At 52.3% G+C, this 17,808-nt stretch carries 8 protein-coding genes; 4 read left to right on the top strand and 4 right to left on the bottom strand.

Annotated elements, in window-relative coordinates; translation table 11 throughout:
- The first annotated feature begins 68 nt into the window (after positions 1-68).
- The gene (locus IPK30_04755; protein ID MBK8102594.1) at positions 69-4,523 is read left to right on the top strand and encodes an AAA family ATPase; all 4,455 of its coding nucleotides are present in this window, start codon (positions 69-71) and stop codon (positions 4,521-4,523) included.
- An 18-nt stretch (positions 4,524-4,541) separates the two neighbouring features.
- Here the strand turns inward: IPK30_04755 and IPK30_04760 are convergent, their stop codons facing one another.
- Positions 4,542-5,705, bottom strand: a complete 1,164-nt coding sequence (locus IPK30_04760; protein ID MBK8102595.1) for a Fic family protein — start codon at positions 5,703-5,705, stop codon at positions 4,542-4,544.
- Between the two features lie 87 nt (positions 5,706-5,792).
- On the bottom strand, positions 5,793-7,205 hold the full coding sequence (argH, locus tag IPK30_04765; protein MBK8102596.1) for an argininosuccinate lyase: 1,413 nt from the start codon (positions 7,203-7,205) through the stop codon (positions 5,793-5,795).
- A gap of 69 nt (positions 7,206-7,274) precedes the next feature.
- Between argH and IPK30_04770 the strand changes: the two genes are divergently transcribed.
- Positions 7,275-8,375, top strand: a complete 1,101-nt coding sequence (locus IPK30_04770) for a sensor histidine kinase (protein MBK8102597.1) — start codon at positions 7,275-7,277, stop codon at positions 8,373-8,375.
- Positions 8,372-9,133, top strand: a complete 762-nt coding sequence (locus IPK30_04775; GenBank protein ID MBK8102598.1) for a response regulator transcription factor — start codon at positions 8,372-8,374, stop codon at positions 9,131-9,133. The genes IPK30_04770 and IPK30_04775 overlap by 4 nt, the downstream gene beginning before the upstream one ends.
- A gap of 3 nt (positions 9,134-9,136) precedes the next feature.
- Here IPK30_04775 and IPK30_04780 read toward each other — a convergent pair whose 3' ends face one another.
- Complete coding sequence (locus IPK30_04780) at positions 9,137-10,042, bottom strand: pseudouridine synthase (GenBank protein ID MBK8102599.1); 906 nt, start codon at positions 10,040-10,042, stop codon at positions 9,137-9,139.
- A 22-nt stretch (positions 10,043-10,064) separates the two neighbouring features.
- On the opposite strand from IPK30_04780, the gene tsaA reads away from it, so the two are divergent.
- Entirely contained in the window at positions 10,065-10,769 is a 705-nt protein-coding gene (gene tsaA / locus IPK30_04785) for a tRNA (N6-threonylcarbamoyladenosine(37)-N6)-methyltransferase TrmO (protein ID MBK8102600.1), read from the top strand.
- A gap of 31 nt (positions 10,770-10,800) precedes the next feature.
- On the opposite strand, the gene IPK30_04790 is transcribed toward tsaA, so the two are convergent.
- A complete protein-coding gene (locus tag IPK30_04790; GenBank protein ID MBK8102601.1) occupies positions 10,801-17,808 on the bottom strand; it encodes a hypothetical protein in 7,008 nt (2,335 codons plus the stop codon).

Consider the following 17,808-nt stretch of genomic DNA (forward strand, 5'->3'; position numbering starts at 1 on the left):
TTAACATACGATCATCAATGTCGAGACAATAACAAGTAGGCAGCATGCCAAACGATTGCAATAATTCAGTGGAACGTGACAAGGTATCTCAACTATTTGAGTTCGTCCGTGCATTTACTTCGTCCAAATATCCCATTAAGCGCCGCCTTGACGAACAGCCCCTCCGTGAATTGCAACTGAAGTTCGATACGCTGCCACAAACCAGCGAATGGATCGAGTGGTGGAACGGCGCGGAGGATGAACGGGAATGGTTGTTGCGCGTCAAGCTGCTGCCACCAACCCCCTGCCCACTGCCACCGGCACAAATTCGGAACTGGCTGCTACCAGGTTGGGAGCGTTATGACAAGAAGGCCATGAATGTGCCGGAAAAATCATTCCGTGCAAATGATGGCACGACCCACATAGACCGCTTTGAAGATCAACCAACCAGAGTTACCTCATGGTTGGAATGGACAAATAAACGCCAAGCATGGGCAGACATTGAGCAACGGCACGAACCCGTACGAAGCCTATTCGCCACGCTGCAAACCCTTCGTGCCGAGCTTCAAAGAGAGGCGGAGCGAGTCGAGCTTGTGCTCGGCGTTGCAACACTCGCGCATCAAAGAAATGCGATGAATTATAACCATCCCTTGATTCTGAAATCTTTGGGGCTGGAGTTCGACATCCGGGAAAACCGCTTCGTTCTGTCGGAAACAGACAAGCCAACGGAGCTTTATTCGGAGTCGCTTGCCGAGCTTGGCATTGACTTGGCTCCGGCATCCGGCTGGCGTGAACGACTGAAACAGTTGCATCCTTTGGATGTGGAAACGCAAACTTTGGTCAAGAGCATTGGAGATTGGATACGCGGAACCAATGGATTTGCCGATGCGACAATCAGCCTTGCTCCGGTAATATTTCTGCGTGACAGGGGAGGCTGGCCTGCCCGAGCTGCGACAGCTGTGCTAGAAGATTTGGCCAACAAACCAGCAGCGCAGCTTCCCATCTATCTACGGCGTTTGGCTGGTATTGAAAGCCCCCGAAGCGATGAAGAAGACTCAAGAACAGAAGGTGGAAGTTCAACACACTTGGCGAATGAGGACGAGGAAATTCTTTTTGCCTTGCCTGCAAATATGGAACAACTGGCGTTGGCTCGCCAGTTGGAGCGGAAGGATGCGGTGCTTGTACAAGGGCCACCGGGCACGGGAAAGACGCACACGATTGCGAACCTGCTGGGACACTTGCTGGCGCAAGGCAAGCGCGTGCTTGTCACCAGCCACACATCCAAGGCGCTGCGAGTGTTACGAGATAAAGTGCCGGAGAACATACGATCGCTGTGTGTAAGCGTCATAGACGACCCTTCGCGCAGTCGCAAGGAATTGGACGAAGCTGTTCGCGCTATCGCGGAGCGGATGCAAGAAGGACAAACTTCTCTGCGAGATACGGTCAAACATAAAACTGCTGACAGGAAACAGCTGATTGAAGAAATCCGTCAACTGAGATTGAAGCAGAGAGACTGCGTCAAGGCTGAGTACGACGAGATTGTAATAGGTGGCGAGGCGCTTTCCCCATCAAAAGCTGCGCGCTTTGCACACGAAAATGCGAGTAAGCATGACTGGATACCTGGGCCACTACAATGGAATGAGCTCGGCAAAGTCTGCCCTTTGAACATTGCCGATGTCGAATCGCTTTATCGCAGCCAACAGCAAATTACGGAGCAGGTAGAAGCAGAATTGCGGGCTGGGCTGCCTACCGATGGGTGGCTGCCCGCGGCTGCGGATTGGGCGGCGCGAGTGAATCATGTTCAGAGCCTGAAAGCGAAGGCCAGCAGCATTACTCATCCCATTTGGCCGAACTGTTCGGTTAGAGCAGAAATTCTGAAATCCGTACTTGACCATGTGGAACATGGCGCTCAGGAACTCGAAAGAATTGAGGCAGCAGGAACTTGGCTGCTTGATTTGGTTGAGGCGGGATTCGATCAAGATAGCGGCGCAGCGTGGAAAGACTTGAAATCCATCGCAGATGAAACGATTCGTATTGAAGCGGCAGCACGAAGCACGATAATTGAGTACGCACCAGAGCTGCCCGTGGAGTTTTGCACAGAAGACGCGCTGACGGATCTGAAGACGATCCACGCCCATGCCGAGCACGGACGAGGTTTGTCCGTGTGGAAGTTCCCCATCAGCAAAGCAAGTGCTTGGCGCAAGCTACTTCAACAAGCTCGCTGCAATGGGCGAGAACCGAAAACTACTGAGGAATGTCAAGCCCTGTTCCTGTGGCTGGAATTGTATTTACAGCGTGAAAAGCTACGGCGGCGCTGGCAAAGACAAGTGGAAGCCTTGGGCGCATCAGCATTACCGGATACCAAGCCAGAAGTTCATACCATCCAATGGTTTCCCTACATTGAAGGAGCCTTGCAGTGGAGCGAGCGTTACTGGAGTGTGATGTCAGAAAAGACCACACCGTTCGGAAAGTCATGGGTCGATATTGAATCTCTTGTGCCGCCTCAGAGCGGTTTAAGATCACGACTCGGCCGCGCTCACAGTCTATTGAGAGAGCATCTGCTCCCCGAGTTACGAGCATGGCTGGCGCAGCGGGAGCACGAGTCTATTGGCGAGCAGATTGCAGAATGGCGCAATCGGCTTCGCCGCGAAGTGCCAAATATACGGCCCGACAGTGCTATTGCCGATATTGATGCTTCACTTGCACAAATGGATGTCGATGCGTATGGCCGTGCGCTACTGGCTTTGCAAAAACTACGAGACCTGCTGCCTATTCATCAAAATCGAGACAAACTCCTCGCTGCTTTGGGCGTAGGAGCCACTGCTTGGGCAGCCGCTATCAGCCAGCGGATCGAGTACCACAACGAGCCATTACCCTCTGAACGAGACATCGCCTTCGCCTGGCGCTGGCGACAGATCCATGATGAGCTGGCTTATCGCCATCAACTCAATACCGAGGAAATTGCCACTGAGCTGAGTGAGAAAAACCGCGACCTAGAACGAGTGACAAGCGATTTGATTGCCGAAAGTGCATGGTCAAGCCAACTATCCGCAGCAGAGCGTTTTCGGCAACACCTAGTTGGCTGGCTCGACTTCATGCGGAGGATCGGAAAAGGAACGGGGAGTAATGCAGAACACTACCGTGTGCAAGCACGTGAGCAGTTGCGAAACGGGCAGCACGCTGTTCCTGTCTGGATCATGCCGATGGCACAAGTGTTCCAGAGTTTCACCGCAGCGGATGCCAATTTCGATGTCGTGATTGTGGATGAGGCCAGCCAAGCAGGGCTAGAAGGCCTGCTGGCCGCTTACCTCGGTAAGAAGATAGTGGTCGTCGGCGATCACGAGCAGGTCAGCCCAGACGCAGTGGGGCAAATGGCTGCCATAGCTGCAAACCTTCAGTCGCAATTTCTGGCTGGCATCCCGAATGCTGCACTTTATGACGGCCAACTCTCGCTCTATGACCTGACGCGACAATCCACTTCAGGAATGTTGAGCCTGTCGGAACATTTCCGCTGCGTACCGTCCATCATTGGATTCAGTAACCAATTGAGTTATGAAGGACGCATCAAGCCATTGCGCGAAGCATCTTCCAGCAAATTGCGCCCTATCATTTCGCACCGTGTAAATGGAGAACGAGAAGGACGTAGCAAAATCAATCAAACGGAGGCACAAGAAATCGTCGCCTTGATTGCCGCGATGTGCCAGCACGAAGCTTACGCGCAACAAAGTATTGGCGTCATTTCTCTGTTAGGTGCAGAACAGGCGCAGCTGATTGAGCGAATGTTACGAGAGCACTTACCCATTGAAGAAATTGAGGCTCGAAAAATCATTTGTGGCAATGCTGCGCAATTCCAAGGTGACGAACGCAAAGTCATGCTGTTGTCCATGGTGGACAGCAACGAAGGCGACGGCCCGATGAGGAAGCAAGGCGAAGGCGCAAATGAATCGACCAAAAAGCGTTTCAATGTAGCAGCAAGCCGTGCGCAAGATCAGATGTGGATTGTTCATTCACTGTCTCATACAACAGATTTGAAGCCAGGCGACATTCGGCGCGAATTGCTAGAGTACGCCGAAGCAAGGCAAATCAAGGAAGCACAAACCGATGATCCCAAACATGAATCAGAATTTGAGCGGCTGGTCGCTCATGAACTCAAATCCCATGGATTCCGTGTTCAGGCGCAATACCGTGTTGGTTTTTATCGCATTGATTTGGTGGTGGAAGGCAACGGAAAAAAACTAGCCGTTGAATGTGATGGTGACCGTTGGCACAGCGGTTCAGAAAAAATTGCTGAAGATCTCGCTCGTCAAGCTGTTTTGGAAAGACTGGGTTGGAAGTTTCATCGCATTCGTGGCAGTGAGTTCTTTCGTGAAACGACTAGAACAGTGAAGCGATTGCTAACTCGCTTACAAGAGCTTGAAATTTATGCAGAAACTGACGAAAGCGCTATCAATGACAACACAGAAGCGGATGTCACTCATGAAGAAATTTTGCGCTTGGCTCAAAAAATCCGTGCAGAGTTTTTCCCTGAAAATGATGAACTTTAATTTCAGTTGTACATATTTTTATGCCATCTCGTCAGAGAACAGGCGCACATAGGCACCGTAGCGGAAACGGCGGTTTCGCGCATAGCCAGTAATCTCTTCCAAAATGCCTACTTCCACCATGCGCCGCACCAATGTATTGGCCGCAGCATGAGTAGTGCCTGTTAGTTGCTGCACATCTGTTACGGAAACGATGGGGCGGTCGAACAGTTTTTCCAGCACGCGGTGACCATTGCCCGCTGCACGCCCTAAATGCTCGGTAATCGCACTGCGGTTTTTTTCACGCAGCAACTGGATTTGTCTTGCGGTATTCGTTGCCTCGCCTGCCACTTCAATCACGCCGCGCAGGAAAAACACCAGCCACGGTTCCCATGCACCTTTGTCGCGCACCGCCTGCAAATGGTCGTAATAGGCTTGCCGGTGCTGTTTCAGGTAGTGCGATAGGTACAGCACGGGCTTGTGCAACACGCCGCACTCGGTCAGCAAGAAAGTGATGAGCAAACGCCCTACACGGCCATTGCCATCAAGAAACGGATGGATAGTTTCAAACTGCACATGTGCCAGCGCAATTTTCACCAGTGGTGGTAGGCCATCATCGGCATGCAGGAATTTTTCCCACTCACCCAGTACACGCGGTACTTCGTGTGCCGGTGGCGGTACGAAAGTGGCTGTGTTCAGAGTGCAACCCGCCGAGCCAATCCAGTTCTGGCTTTCACGCAACTCGCCCGGTTGCAGACGGCTACCGCGTACACCTTGCATCAGCTCAGTATGAATTTCACGCACCAGCCGCACTGAGACGGGCAATTCGTGCAGCCGCTTCAACCCGTGCTTCATGGCACGAACATAATTGATAACTTCATCCACATCATGTGGACGGTTTTCATCGTACAGAGCGGCTTCAGCGGCAAGTAAGTCTTGCAAGGAGCTTTGCGTGCCTTCGATCTGGCTAGACAGCACCGCCTCCTTGCGGACATACATGAGCATGAAAAGATCAGGGTTGGGCAAAGTCAGCACAGAGCCATCGAGTCGCCCAAGGGCGCGGTCAGCTTGGGACAAAAGGCCGGTGAGTTCGGCATCCAGAACCAATGGTGGATGCGGCGGAAGAGCCGCCGGCATAAATGCACGGTAACCCGTGGGCTGACGCACATATTGACCGGCTCGGTGAGCAGGATTGGAAGCAGACATGTGATAACCAGCCTTTGATACGACTATAAATTCAATTTATATGATAGATAGCCTATCACATGAATTGAATTTTAGGCCATGTGATTATCAGCCTTGCCCACGCGCATCCAACAGCGCCGCTGCGCGCGCCGCCGCCGCTTGCACTTGTGCCGGTGCCGTGCCGCCGATGTGATTGCGCGCATTGACCGAACCTTCCAGTGTCAACACCGCAAACACATCGTCTTCGATCATCGCGCCAAAAGTTTGCAATTCCGCCAGCGACATCTCGGCCAAATCTTGGCCGGTTTTTACGCCGTGACCAACGGCTTTGCCGACGATTTCATGCGCATCGCGAAACGCCACGCCTTTGCGCACCAAATAATCGGCGAGGTCTGTTGCCGTTGCAAAACCGCGCCGCGCCGCTTCGTACAGCACTTCGCGTTTGGGTTCGATGGCGGGAATCATATCGGCAAACGCACGCAGGCAATCTTTCACCGTATCTATCGTGTCGAACAGCGGTTCTTTGTCTTCTTGATTGTCTTTGTTGTACGCAAGTGGCTGGCTCTTCATCAGCGTGAGCAGCGCAATCAAATGGCCGTTCACGCGCCCGCTTTTGCCGCGCACCAATTCCGGCACATCGGGATTTTTTTTCTGCGGCATGATGGAGGAGCCGGTGCAAAAACGATCGGGCAAATTCACAAAATTAAATTGCGAAGATGTCCACAACACCAGCTCTTCACTCATGCGCGACAAATGCGTGGTGATCAGCGCGGCGGCAGCGCAAAACTCAATCGCAAAATCTCTGTCGCTCACTGAATCCAGCGAGTTTTCTGTCGGTTTATCAAAACCGAGCAGCGAAGCCGTGAGTGCGCGATCTATCGGATAGGTGGTGCCCGCCAGCGCCGCCGCACCCAGTGGCGATTGATTCAAGCGTTTTCTGCAATCTTGCAAGCGCGAATAATCGCGCTCCAACATTTCATTCCACGCCAAGACATGATGACCAAAGGTAATCGGCTGCGCGGTTTGCAAATGCGTAAAACCGGGCATGATGGTGGCGTGTTCGCGCGCTGCCAATTCCACCATGCCGCGTTGCAAGCGCGTCAGCTCGCCGCAAATCGCATCAATTTCATCGCGCAAATACAAACGCACATCGGTGGCGACTTGATCGTTGCGCGAGCGGCCGGTGTGCAATTTTTTACCGGCGATGCCGATGGCATCGGTCAAACGCGCTTCGATGTTCATGTGCACATCTTCCAGTGCAATCGACCACGCGAAATCGCCCGCTTCAATCTGCGCCAAAATATCGCGCAAACCCTGCTGAATGGCGCTGTAATCAGCATCACTCAAAATACCGGCGCCGTGCAGCATTTGTGCGTGCGCGAGTGAGCCGCGAATATCCTGCCGATACAAACGCTGATCGAAGACCACTGAGGCAGTAAAACGCTCCACAAAGGCATCTGTCGCTTCACTGAAGCGGCCGCCCCACGGTTTAATCGTGCTATCGTCCTGCGGCGGTGGCATTTTTTTGTCGCTCATGGTGTTATCCAGCAAAATGGCGGTGTCAGTTCACAAGGAAAAGATTATATCAGCATGCCTTTGCTCAACCGCTCGACACAAGCTGCCCGCGCACCTGCAAACCACGGCAAGGACAGCGCGCATTTCTACCTGCCCGACCTGTGCAATATCACCGCCCTGCTGCCGCTGATTTTGGTGGGGCAACTGCTGGCACTGGTGCTGACTATTGCCGCTGAACCGCTGCCCGCTTTCAATTGGCCGCGCTTTTCTCTGTTGTCCTGCGAGGTGCTGTGGATCGTGCTGACCGGTGCGGCGGTGTTGTGCCGTTTGCGCGGGCTGCTGCAGCGCATGACGGCAGCGAGCGGCGTGGCGCTGTGTTTTGTCAGCTTGCTGGCTGTGATTGCGAGTGTGGCGATAGTCGGGCAGTGGTTGATGGCCTACCTCACGCTCAGCTGGGCGAGCAGCGTGTGGAGCGTGATTCAACACCTCACCGTAGGCGGCATCCTCGCCGGTTTAGTTCTGCGCTATTTTTATCTGCAACAACAACTGCATCTGCAACGCGAAATGCAATTGCGCGCCACTTTGCAAGCGCGCTTTCAATCACTGCAATCACGCATCCGCCCGCATTTTTTATTTAACAGCATGAACAGCATCGCCAGTTTGATCGGCAGTGACCCAGACACCGCCGAGCGCGTGGTAGAAGACATGAGCGCGCTGTTTCGCGCCAGCCTTTCTGCTGCCGAAGATTTGGTGTCACTGGAGCAGGAAATTGCGCTGTGCGAACGCTATATCCATATTGAGCAACTGCGCTTGGGCGAACGCTTGCAGGTGCAATGGCAAACACAACTCGCGCAGCCCAATGTGCGCATTCCTTCTTTTTCTTTGCAGCCTTTAATTGAAAATGCGATTTATCACGGCATACAACCGCTGACACAGGGAGGCACGATTGAAATTTCTCTCAACGACAGCAACGGTTTTCTGCGCTGCACAATACGCAACCCTTATGCAGAGGAAACGGCGAACTTGCAGCGCAGTGGCAATGGCATGGCGCTGGAAAATTTAGAGCAGCGCTTGCAAACACACTACGGCAGCGGCGTGTCTTTTGCCGTGACACAAGAAAACCAGCTGTTTACTGTGCAATTTACGATTCCGCTGCACACGGGAGAGCGCGCGTGAAAATATTGATTGTTGATGATGAAAAACTGGCGCGCGATCGTTTGGCGCGCCTTATCGAAAAATCAGAGCAACACTCGGTTGTCGGCGAAGCCAACAACGGCTACACCGCTATCGAACAAGTGGAAAAAGTGCAGCCGGATATTGTGCTACTCGATATTCGCATGCCAGGCATGGATGGCTTGGAAGTAGCGCGCCATTTAACCAAACTCGATAATCCGCCCGCGATTATTTTTTGCACCGCCTACGGCGAACACGCGCTGGAAGCTTTTCAAACGCAAGCCGTGGGCTATTTGTTAAAGCCGGTGAAAGCCGAACAATTATTGGCGGCACTCAACACGGCCACGCGCCCCAATCGCGCGCAATTGGTGCAAATTTCCGCCAGCAATGCCGCTGCCAGCGATACCACTGCACAGAAAAAAACCGCCGCGCGCCAACACATCAGTGCCAGCACACGCCATGGCCTCGTTTTGCTGCCTGTCACCGAGGTGCGCTGTTTTATTGCCGATCATAAATATGTCACGGCATATCACACAAAAGGTGAACTGCTGTTGGATGATGCGCTGAAAGATTTGGAAGAAGAATTTGGCGACAGGTTTGTGCGAGTACATCGCAATGCTTTGGTGTCGCTGTCGCATATTCAAGGCATGGAAAAAACACCGGACGGACACTATTGGCTGCACCTGCAAGGTACCGATTTCAAACCTGTTATCAGCCGCCGCAATGTCACGCAACTGCGCAATCAGTTGAAGTTGTTGTAAGAGTTAATTCAACTTCTGCTGGCTTTCAAAATATCGCAACGCTTGTGTTATAGGATCAACAAACGCCAACGATTTTGCCAACAACTGCAAAGGCTGTGAAAAATCCTCCGCCTCTCGCTCACACACTGCTGGATACAACACATCATTGGCAATCGGCATACCCAACTGCGCCATGTGTACGCGCAGTTGATGTTTCTTGCCAGTAATCGGCTGCAAGTTGTACAGCGCCTTTTCACCATCTTGCGCCAACACACTCACCACGGTTTCACTGTTCGCCGCACCCTCTACTTCCTGCGTGCGAAAAAACTGCGCGTCTTCCACTAAACGGCTGCGATAAACCAAAGGGTAAGTGAACGCAGTATTCCAGCGCGCGACAGCGTGATAATGTTTCGTCACCTGCCGCTCACGAAACAAGGCTTGATAGGCATTGCGCGTGTGCGGGTTGACAGAAAACATCACCAAGCCAGCCGTGTCTTTGTCGATGCGGTGCAGTGGCGATAACTGTGCGATACCGGTACTGCGTTTTAAGCGCGTCAATAAGGTTTGCTGCACATAAACGCCGGATGGTACGACGGGCAAAAAATGCGGTTTGTCGGCCACCAAAATATACTCATCCTGATACAGAATTTTTTCTTGAAAAGGAATCTCAATTTCTTGTGCCACTTCGCGGTAGTAATAAATGCGCGCACCGGTTTTGCAGTGATCCCTGGGCTGCAAAGTTTTACCCGTTTGATCCAACACCAAACCGCGCGCAAACCGCGACAACCAAATGGTTTCATGGATCGCCGGAAACTGCGCGCAGAGAAATGCCAGCAGCGACGACCACGCGCCCGCCGGCACTTGCACACAACTGGCGCTCACGCCATCGCGCAGAGGAAGATCGCTTGCTTGTGGTAAGGTATTTTGCATCTTTTTATAAACGAGCAGGAATGTGGATCAGTATACCTTTCAGCCTATCGGCATTTTGCACTCGCCTTTTCGCGAAAAATTTGGCATTCCGCGCCAGCCGAGGCTAACGCCGCATGCCATCAGCACACTGGAACTGTTTGCGCCGTTTAATGCCGCGGAATGCCTGCAGGGTTTGGAAGAATTTTCCCACCTCTGGCTCAGTTTTATTTTTCACGCCACCGCTGCGCAGGGTTGGCAGCCGACAGTGCGTCCGCCGCGTTTGGGCGGCAATACCACGCGCGGCGTGTTTGCTACGCGCAGTATGTTTCGCCCCAACCCGATGGGTTTATCGGTGGTGGAATTGTTGGATATTGTGGATGGCGATAAAGGAAAATGTTTGCGGCTGCGCGGCGCTGATTTATTGGATGGCACGCCGATACTCGACATCAAACCGTATATTCCCTACGCCGATAGCGTGTCCGCTGCGCGCGGCAGTTTTGCGCAAGCAGCTCCGCCTACACTGCCTGTGCAATGGAGCGCAAACGCAGAGCAGGAAGCAGAGACGCTGTTGTTGCCCACCGATTTGCGCATGTTGATTGATGAAGTATTGGCGCAAGATCCGCGCCCTGCGTATCGCGCAAAGCAAGAAGATACGCAGGAATACGGTGTGTGGCTGGAAGAAATTAATGTGCGGTTTTGTGTCCAACAACAAACGGTTTGGGTGTTGGCGCTGCAACCAAAACCATAGTCATCAAACACGAAACCACACTTCTATTACGCTACGCAGCTGCAGGCACGGCAAGCTGCATCCACGCTGCTTGGTATTCCTCTTGCAACACATGCACCGCGTCAGAGACTGATGCAGGTTTTGCGCCGAACTGCGCCATGGCGTTAATCAGTGCATCAAAATTTCCGCTATTGCCATCGGCTTGAAATACCGCGCCGTCATCTTGTTGTGCGACAAAAATATCGAGGCGGCCGGCGCCGGCATCGTTCAACGCGCCGTCGCCATTGGTGTCGCTCGCCGCATACCAATCTTTGATGCGAATTTCACCGTCGGCCAATTCATCGATTTGATCCAACAATAAATCGTTGCCATCCCGCGTAAACCACAGTGCGCGGTAATCCCACACGCCGTAACCTTGTTGACCGATTTGCAAAGTGTCTACATCGCTTTCCGCACCACCGCTGTTATCAATCGTGGTGCGATCACCGGACCACAAATTGCCTTCGATATATAAATCATTGCCTGCACCGCCGATCAAGGTGTCGCTGCCCCAACCCGCATCAAGCACATCGTTGCCTGCACCGCCGTCAAAAATATCGTTGCCGTTATCCGCCCAATTGCCAAATGTCAGTCTGTCATTGCCATCGCCGCCGTACACGGAGTCATCGCCGTAACCGTCAAACACGCGATCATCACCAGCAGCTGCATTGATGCTGAGCGCCGTTGCCGATTGCCCGCCATCCAACACTTCCGCTTTATCGGTGCCCACTAAACTGCCAGTGTTTTCTTGCACCACCACTTGCATAGTGGCTTCGATTTGCAAACCATCGTCGCGCTGCAAGGTGTAGGAAAAACTCGCGCTGCCCGCGCTGGTGTTGGGCATAAAACCGACATAGTTGGTACCGCTGTTCCACAAATTTTCCACAAACAAAAAGGTTTGATCGCTGGTGGTATTGCCATCGCCATCCACATCAAACTGATCCGGCAAAAAATTTCCCGAGGTTTGTGCGGCGCTCACAATTTGCCAGCGCGCTTTTTCTGCATCGCTCAATGTTCCGCCCAATAAATCGGCTGCATTAAGCGCCACAACATGGCTATCATTTTCGTTATAGGTAAGCGAGATGGTTTGTGTTGCCAATTGGTTGCGCGCAATGTTTAGCAAAGTGTCGCCGTTTTCTTCTAAACGCAAATCATTGCCGCGCACATCGATTAGGCGACCCAGTGCACGATTCACTTGGATTGAATCCGTCACTGCACCTACAGCATCGCGCCGACTTATCACCAACTGATCGCTACCATTCACCAGCTTCAGCTGCAGATCGCCCGTGGCGACGGTGAAATCCAAACGCACGCGGTCATTGGCAACACTGCTGGCGCTGTCGGTAATCACATCATTGCCAGAGCCTACGCCGAAACGGTAAGTGTCTATTCCGCTGCCGCCAGTTAATGTGTCGTTGCCGCTGCCGCCATCCAACCAATCATTGCCGCCATTGCCTTTTAAAATATCGTTACCCGCATCGCCGTATAAATATTCGCTGGACGAGCCACCGCTGAGGGTGTTTGCCGCTGCCGTTGGCACGCCGACTTGCGCTGACGGTGCGGCACTTTTGAACAGTGCTTTCTGAATAAATTCAGATTCCCACGCAAAGTTATTCTCGCCATTAAAAGACAAAGACAAATTGCGGCGCTGCGAAACGCTGCTATCAAAAAAATCTTCCAGTGTGATACTTGCGCTGCCGTCCTGCGTAGCAATGAGCAAATCGTCATCGTTTTGCACAGACAGCGAAACCTGACTAGAAGTCATGCTCGCTTCCAGCCACACGGTATCCGCATCTGTGCTCCAGCGCGCAGCATTGGCCTCACGCACGATGTCAGCTTCATCACCGAGGCCGAGATGAAAAACATCATTGCCTGCACCGCCCACCAAAATGTCATAGCCTGCATTGCCATACAACACATCATTGCCGTCTATGCCGTACAGTGTGTCGTTGCCCTCCAATCCACGCAAAACATCGTCGCGCGTTTCACCGATCAGCACATCATCCAAGGCCGTTGCGGTTTGCAAGCGCGTTTTTATTTCATCGATAGACCATGTAGAACCATCAGCGAAACGCAGCGTCAATTTTTCTACGCTCTGCCAATAATCTTCCGGCTGGGTGTGCAGCATCCACGACAGCAGCGGTTTGACCGTCACGCCATCTTCCGCAATAACACCCACGGACTTATCCGTTAAGTGAAGGCGATCGGCATTGAAATCCAATTGAATTTCATCGCCTGCATCAAAACGCTGATCCGTTATTTGAAAAAAACTGTTGTTGGATGAATTGACGATAAAGGTGTCAGCACCGGCTTCCCCTTTGGCATAAGCATAGCTATTGGCTTCGGCAATAAATGTGTCGTCACCTTCACCGCCGAAAGCAACATCTTCACCGCTATTGAGATAAAAAATGTCGTCGCCCGCGTCGCCGTACAAAAAATCTTGGTGACCTGCACCACCGCGCAACACATCATTGCCGTCACCGCCAAATAAGCGATCTGCGCCATCGCCGCCGTCCAGCGTGTCATCGCCAGCGCCGCCGTAAATAGTGTCGTCGCCGCCGAAGCCATGAATCAGATCGTTGCCACCGAAACCGTACAGGGTATTGGCGACATCACTAGCGAGACTCTTGGTAGCTAGGCGCACATTGACCGCTGCGCCGTCAGCGTCCGTCACCTCACTCACCGCTGCCACCGCCTCTGCCGACAGAGCAAAATCGACAAATGCCGAAGGATTGTCAGCTTTGGCGAAGCGATAGCCATCGCCACCCCACAGCTGCACATCCAAATAACCGTCGTCAGATTGCCACGCTTGATCGAAAACCAGATCGTTCTCGCCCATGGCGTCGTACAGCACCGCGCTGCCGGCATAGGTACTGGACAGGGTATAGGTTTGATTGCCCTGCATGTGGCCGATGCCCCAGGCGTTGTGGTCCGCCACCGACAGCTCCAGTTGATGACTCTCGTCGCCCACATAAATACGCGCAATGTTTTGCGCCGTGCCGGTGGCGAGGTGTATGCGGTGACTGCCATCGGCCGACAAATAAATCACCGTCTCGCTATCGCCCGCGAGCACCGTTTTTATCGGCGCGACGGCTAAGCGCAGCGTGGTAGCGCCCTCTGCATCCTCCAGTGTGTCCACACCACTGCCCGCGCTGAAAATGTAGGTATCGTCACCCGCACCACCACCCAAATAATCATCGCCGGAGCCGCCGGTGAGCGTATCGTTGCCCGCACCGGCGTACAGATAATCATCACCGGCGCCGCCATCCAGCACATCATCGCCCAAACTGACAACCGAGGAGTCCTCAGGATTATCGCCGTACAGCTTGTCGTTGCCACTGCCACCTTCCAACGCATCATCGCCGCCATTACCCATCAACTGATCGTTGCCCGCGCCACCGTACAAAGTATCGTTGCCGGTTTTTGCTGCAGGATCGGCATACGCCTGTGACTGCCAGTTGGCCCAATCGCCGTAGAGGAAATCATCGCCCGCGCCGCCATCAAGCACATCGTCACCACCCTCGCCGATGAGCGCGTCATTGCCTGCACCGCCGAACAGCACATCATTGCCCCACCAACCCTCGTCGCTGGCGACTATGCTCGGGGCATCGGCCGTGTTCACCCCTTTCTCAATTGCATCCAAGCCCACATCGCCGTAGACCGTGTCATTGCCGTTGCCGCCGAGCACACGATCCGCACCACCGCCGCCCACAATCAAATCGTCGCCGTCACCGCCGTCGACCACATCATTGCCGTGAAACTGCTTCGCCAACGATTGAAAATTGGCAGGCGGCAAACCGTCAACAAAAAATCCCGCGCCAAACACGCGATCGCCAAACAGCACATCATTGCCTGCACCGCCGCTGACAATATCCGCGCCTATTTCACCTTGCACTAAATCATTACCCGCTCCGCCGTCCAATACATCGTTGTAATCGGTGTCTTTATCAAAATCGTAACGCAGTGCCACGCCGTCGCTATTTTTTTGATAGAAATGTCCACGGCGATAATCGTTGGCTTCTGGCAATTCATCCGGCGCAATAAAATCACTGTAGGCCATACCTTGATAAAAATACGCGTAGGAATCGCCCGATATTTCATCATTGCCCGCACCGCCGGCAACCACATCGCGGCCGGCACCGGCATAAATCCAATCGTAGCCATGACCTCCATCGATCACATCCGAAAAACTGGCGCCTTCTAGCACATCATTGCCATCACCACCATTGAGGTAATTTTTTTCGTCTTTATCTTCTAAAGTGAGAGCTGTTTGTGTTTCTTGTTGCGTCTCTGGATCGTACAAAAAGGCATTATTAAAAATTGCCTCTGCAAGCGACGCGTATTTGTTAGGATTGTAAGTAAGCCCTAAAGACGCAGCACCCCAACTGCTGCGGTATTGCTCCATCCCCAACAAAATATCGTTGCCGCCCATGCCGTAAATAACATCACTCCCGCGTCCGCCGACTAAAATATCACGATTGCCTTTTTGCGAACCCGCTTGCTGCTCCAACACACTTTGATTGCCGTCACCGATAATCAAATCGTCGCCGTTCAAACCAAACAACACATCGTTGTTGCCGTGTTTTGCCGGATCAAACCCGTTAATTCTATTCAAGCGGTAGTAATGATCATTAGCATCATCCCAATCCTTGATGGCCTGCATCTGACTCGTCCAATCCTTGCCATACAGCGCATCATTTTGATTGGATCCTTCAAAGCGCATTATCTCCTTGCCATGACGCGACTCGGTGGTATCAATCACTAATGTTTCGTATGGATGATTTGGATAGGGCGATGGGGGACCATTTTCGTCTATCGGCTCCCAATGTAGATCGTCGGCATTCCATTCACCCCAATAATCTACGGCGTTATAAACCAGCGATTTGTTACGGTACTGCTCAACATTCAATGCTTCTGGAATACTAGGATCGTTATTTTCAACATGGCGATTGTTCGGCAGAAAAACATCTACAGGATTGTCTGCACCTTGTGGTGTGTACGCGCCTAAAAATCCACGATTGGGCACAGTAAATGCTCCGCCGAGCGACGGCATTTCAACATCGGCCATTTCTTCAAACTGAATACCAAATTGATTGCTCGCAATGTTGAAATCATCTATCGCAATCACATGTACATTGTTTTGATCATCTTTGACAGACACCGTGGCCGTGCTGCCAGACACCGATACACTCCAACCTTCTTTGCCGTTCAACCACTCGCCATTTTCGTCCACTGCGATGTACAAACCATCGGTGTTGGCTTCACCATCGCCCACGCGACGAAAAGTTATACCGATCAATAAAGAAATTGTGCCGCCGTCCAAATCATCTGCAATCATCACATCGCCAAAATTGCTGTCGATGAGATAGGCATCGTTGCCCATGCCGCCATTGATGCGATCAAAGCCTGTGCCTGCATTCAATCCGTCATCACCGGCACCGCCTTCGAGATAATCATTGCCAGCGCCGCCGGATAAATAATCGCTGCCACCACCGCCGTAAAGGTGATCGTTGGCGTTGCCGCCGGTGAGAGTGTCGGAAGATTCTGCACCGAATAGGATTTGTTTGTTGTCTGCTGAAAATAAACCGCCGCCGCTATCGCCCAATGCAATAGCTGTCTCTTTATCTTTAAAGTGCGCGCCGCTGACCGCGCTGTAATCCATATCGACGCTGTTTGCACCCAACAGCGCGCCGAGCATCGCAGCGCGGTCTTCGAGATATTGCGCAGAAAATTCGCCGGATGCCCATTGGTTATACAACGATTGATTCGGCTCCTGCAGCGCCGCACCAGAAATGTATAGCGGCGCGAGAGTATGTAGCGCCAAAAACGCACCGAAATCTGTAGCGGCTTGTTGCGCGCTAATGGCGAATGATGAATTGATGTCGGCGTTGTTGAGAAGGGCAGTGTAGGTGTCAACACCTGCCAAGTTATTAATGGCTTTATAAAACTCATTGCGTTGTGCATCTTCATCACCGACAGGTAATGGATTTGCATTCACACCAAACAGACTTTGTATGCTACCCAACAGACTCTCTCGCGTTGCACCGCTTTCATTGCTTGCTGCATGAAAAATGGAATTGAATGTCTCTACGCTGAGCGAGCTGTCTAGCGCGCCAAGCAAATTAAATAGCGCGAGAGAATCCGTCAGGTTAACAATGCTGTGGTTACCCGCACCAATGCCTTTGTCTTCCACAGCAACCTGAACCAATGTACCGGGAGTTCCGCCGTGTAAATCACTGATGAATTCCAATTGATTTTCACCGGGTAGTGCGTTATTTGCCTGCACGCGTATGACTTTGCCTGCCACGCCTGAAGGCATGACAACATTATTTGTTGCAACGCCTTCTAGTGCCGCAAAAAACATTTGATTAGTCGGTGTTTCAGTAAAGCCAGGGCCATTGTAGGTATATGTGTTTTCCACTTGGCCGTTAAACAATGCAGTGAATGCTGAAGCAAGGTGGCCTCCTAATGAATGGCCTGTGACAGTCACGCTGTTCAAGTCAGCTTCATTGGCTAGTTCTCCCGTTGCAGAAATCTGTGCTGTCTTTACCAAATAATAGTGGTCGCTGCCTATGTCATACAGCTCGACTGCGCCAGCGGGTGGCGTACCACTAACAACCTGAATAGCAAACTGATCTACCAATGTGTTTCCTAGATGCGAAACCATCTGCCACCAGTTATACATATCCACCATCTGGTGATAGGCAACGCCATAAGCGGTCAAATACTGGTCTTCATTCAGATCGGAACCTCCAGCCGTTCCCCTCATCGCAACCACCAATTCGCCGTCTTCCGATTTAAATACCGTTGCTTGAAAACCGCTAGCAGGTTTATCTGCTACAGCAAGAACCGAGGGATAGCGCTCCGCAAACCGCACGGCTTGAGCCTGCGACATGCCTTTACCATTTTGCTTAAGGGCTGTGATGTTCTCTTGTGAATTCGTTAAGCCCAGTGACAAATCTGAATATGCCGCCAATGAGAGTTCCGTGTTGTTAAAAAGTGTTTCTGCTTGACTGTCCAT

The sequence above is a fragment of the Cellvibrionales bacterium genome (assembly GCA_016713115.1).
In the GTDB taxonomy this organism is placed as follows: domain Bacteria; phylum Pseudomonadota; class Gammaproteobacteria; order Pseudomonadales; family UBA7239; genus UBA7239.